The sequence below is a fragment of the Frankia sp. RB5 genome, from assembly GCF_059816245.1.
This window is the reverse complement of the sequence record NZ_JCBATA010000132.1, coordinates 1-3,296: the sequence shown is the minus strand read 5'-3', so window position 1 is coordinate 3,296 and position 3,296 is coordinate 1. Positions and strand designations below refer to the sequence as shown.

At 68.6% G+C, this 3,296-nt stretch carries 4 protein-coding genes and 1 pseudogene; 1 reads left to right on the top strand and 4 read right to left on the bottom strand.

Translation table 11 applies throughout. From position 1 onward, the window contains the following. From AC6EXY_RS33070 to AC6EXY_RS33060, 3 genes and pseudogenes are all read right to left on the bottom strand, one after another. Nucleotides 1-133 (bottom strand): annotated as a pseudogene (locus AC6EXY_RS33070) (IS607 family transposase); the annotation flags it as partial. 224 nt (nucleotides 134-357) lie between these two features. Next, nucleotides 358-567: a hypothetical protein gene (locus AC6EXY_RS33065; protein ID WP_101833338.1), complete on the bottom strand. Its 210-nt coding sequence runs from the start codon at nucleotides 565-567 to the stop codon at nucleotides 358-360. Beyond that, complete coding sequence (locus tag AC6EXY_RS33060) at nucleotides 560-811, bottom strand: hypothetical protein (protein WP_101833337.1); 252 nt, start codon at nucleotides 809-811, stop codon at nucleotides 560-562. The genes AC6EXY_RS33065 and AC6EXY_RS33060 overlap by 8 nt, the downstream gene beginning before the upstream one ends. Before the next feature lie 212 nt (nucleotides 812-1,023). Here AC6EXY_RS33060 and AC6EXY_RS33055 point away from each other — a divergent pair, with 212 nt between their 5' ends. Then, the gene (locus AC6EXY_RS33055) at nucleotides 1,024-2,193 is read left to right on the top strand and encodes a helix-turn-helix transcriptional regulator (protein WP_101833336.1); all 1,170 of its coding nucleotides are present in this window, start codon (nucleotides 1,024-1,026) and stop codon (nucleotides 2,191-2,193) included. 22 nt (nucleotides 2,194-2,215) lie between these two features. Here the strand turns inward: AC6EXY_RS33055 and AC6EXY_RS33050 are convergent, their stop codons facing one another. Then, nucleotides 2,216-3,133, bottom strand: a complete 918-nt coding sequence (locus AC6EXY_RS33050) for a helix-turn-helix domain-containing protein (protein WP_101833335.1) — start codon at nucleotides 3,131-3,133, stop codon at nucleotides 2,216-2,218. Nucleotides 3,134-3,296: the final 163 nt, after the last annotated feature.

Sequence of the window (3,296 nt, the reverse complement as noted above, 5' to 3'; positions counted from 1 at the left end):
CTGGCACGGGTTCGTCGACGAGGATCAGCCCCCCGACCCGACGGGCGGGCACCGGCAGTTTGCCGTCAAGGAACCACTGCCGGGCGGTCGAGTACCCGACCCCGTTCACCGCAGCCCACTCCTTGAGGTTCACAGCCACCATCATATGGCACCAATCAGCGCTATCTAGCACTCAACCGGCAACAGTATCCACCCCTCACGTGTGTTCAGAGACCGAAGGTGAGGCCACCGAGTATGAACGCGCCAGCGACCTTCGCTGCGGACGCCATGCCGCCCCGTAACCCGAAGCTCAACCGCTCGGGAGCGGCAGCCGCGCGCGCGGCTATCGCAGCGAGTCGGCCCGCGGCCCGCTGAGGCTCATCCCTGGTCGCGGGCCGCACGGATGGCCAGGAAACGGGCCGCGGCGTCCATGACCGCGTCTGTGGGGCCGGGCCCGCTCTCTTGCGCGGTGTCGACCGATCCGCCCTCGGAGAACCATCGGACCCGCGCGACGCCCGGGATGAGCTCGTACAGGCGGCGCGCGAGCTCGCTCAGGTCATGCCCTTGGGCGAACTGATCGTCAAGCACGAGAAGTCCGGCCAGTCGTGAACCGAAGCGTCGTCATGCGCCCGCCGGTGGTCTCCGCGTCGATGAGGACGGCGTCGGCCGGCACCAGCCTGCCCACCGCGGACGTGAGCCCGCCCGCCAGAATGCCCAGGTCGACGTCAACGACGATCAGGCCATCGCCGTACCGTGCGGACGCTCCGGGCATCGGGGCGAAAGGCACGTCCGGCGGATCCTGCGGTAGCTCGAACGGCGCGTCGGTGGTCATGGGCTCCCCGTGTCGGCAGTGGGTCAAGGGGCCGCCCGGTGCGCCTGCATCGGGGCGAAGCGCACCGGGGGCCGCGTGGTGGGCGCCGCGGTCGTGTGCGGTCCGCGTGATGACCCCGTGACGCCCAAACACAGCGTGCCGCCGCTGATCCGCCCGCTCTACGGCGCTGATGATGCAGAATTGATGCATCTGCGAGCGTGAGAGGTGAGGCGATGGGCAGACGAACCAGTCCTTTCGCCGCGCGGCGGCGGGCCATGGGCTTCAGCCAGGAGACCTTCGCTTACGAGCTGGACGTAGACCGGACGACCGTGGGTCGGTGGGAGCGGGGCGAGTCAGAACCTCAGCCTGAGATTCGTCTTAAGATTTCAGACCTTCTTGGTATCCCTCCGGCTGACCTCGCAGGACTTCTGAGCTCCAGCGGTAGCGTTCCGATGGAGGTTTCTCGCCGTGTAGCTTCGCCAGGCGAGCCGGTAGGAGATGAGCATCTAGAACAGGCCAGAACGAAGATCGGAAGTCTCCTTGCTGCCGAACGGGATTTCGGCGGTGCGCCGATAGCCGACCTGGCGACGCAAACCGCGGCGGCATTCGACCGTCGGCTACGCGCTTCCGGAGCAGGCAAGGGAAGCGAGCGGGATGCCTACGCTACGGCTGCGGAGCTTTACGAGGTAACTGGCTGGTTCCTTATCGATGCTGGACGCGATAGCGCGGTCCGTGAGGCGAATCACCGGGCGCTGCACTACTGCAGCCTTGCAGGGGACCGCGGCATGGAGATGCTCGTCACGCAGAACATCTCCATGCACGCCGTCGAAAGCGGGAACCCGGTTGAGGGCCTGACGCTCGCCCGGTCGATGCAGGGCCATACGTTGTCCCCCCGGCTCGAAACTATGTTCACGATGCGGGAGGCCCGAGCCCTGGCAGCACTGGGCGATGAGCAGGCCGGGAAGCTCTTTACGCACGCCCTGAGCCTGCTACAGGACGGCACTCGCAGCAGCGACCCCCCGTGGGCCTGGTGGATCGACGACGACGAGCTGAGGATCCAGGGCGCCCGGCTCCATTCCGATCTGTGCCAGTGGCAGGATTCGATACGCCTGCATAACGAGCATCTGGGGTGGGTGACCCGAGAGGCAAGTGGGCACGCGTCGGTCGTAGCGATGCACGCTCTGTGCCTGGCCGACATGGGGTACGCCCTGACTCAGGTAGGCGCCTGGCGCGAGCTAGAAGACGTGGCGCGTACTCTGCTCGGCAGCGCAGGGGAAATTACCCCTCGCGCATACGCGGCCGTCCGTCGCCTGACACGGGCGGTCGAAGGTACGCCCGGGGCTCCCGCTGACCTGCGGGACTTGCTGCACATGCTCGCAGCAAAGATCGGCGAGAGTAAATAACGAGCATCGGGCCCGAGGTGCCCTACCCGGCCTGGTGCTCCGCGGGAGTGATCGCCGGATGGGTGGAGGCGGCCTCGCTGGGGACGCAGGCGCGGGCTGCGGTGGCGTGCAGGCTGGCGAGCAGGGCGAGCCGCTCGGCGGTGGGCGAGCCGGGCTCGGTGGCGAGGACGACGAGGCGCTGGCCCGGGTCGTCCTGCAGGCGCATGATCTCCTCGGTGAAGGTCAGCTCGCCGACGAGCGGGTGGCGGTACTCGCGTATCCCCGGCCCGCAGTCGCGCACGCCATGGCGCGCCCACACCGAGGAGAAGTCCTCGCTCTTCACGCACAGCTCGCCGATCAGCGATGTCAGCGCCGCGTCGTCGGGATGCTGCGCGGAGACGAGCCGCAGGTAGCTGACCAGGTCTTCGAGCTTGCGCCGCCAATGGACGTAGAGGTCGCGAGTGTAGGTATCGAGGACAATGAGCCGGGCCATCGTCGGCCGGGCGGCACCGCCGCGGCTCGGCGCGTCGAAGTCCAGGTGCGGGGCGATGAGTGCGTGGCCCAGCCGGTTCCAGGCCAGGATGTCGGTGCGCCGGCCGAGAACGAACGCCGGCATGTCGCGCACCGCGTTGAGCACCAGTGCCGTGCCGGCGCGTAGCCGCTGCGGCCGGTTGGTCCGGCGCAGGGCGCGCGCCGGTCGGGCGAGGACGCGCAGGTGGGCATGCTCGTCGTCGGACAGCCGCAGGACGCGGGCGAGCGCGTCGAGCACCGCGTCGGAGGCGTTGCGGCTCTGCCCCTGCTCCAGCCGGGTGTAGTAGGTGACGCTGACTCCGGCGAGCTGAGCCAGCTCCTCACGGCGCAGCCCGGGAACCCGGCGGCGTTCGCCCGCCCGCGTCAGCCCGGCGTCCGCCGGCGTGAGGCGATCGCGTCGGGAACGCAGGAACTCGCCGAGCTCGCTCATGACTACGATTTTGACATCCTCCCGGTCTGGAGTGATGGCCGGGGATTCCCGTGCCTCGCGATACGGGTTCCTGCTTCACCGACAGATGCCTCCCCGTTCTAGGAGCGGGGTGGTCTCACTCCGTCTCCACAGGCTGACACCGCGAGCCCCGCGGCCAGAATGT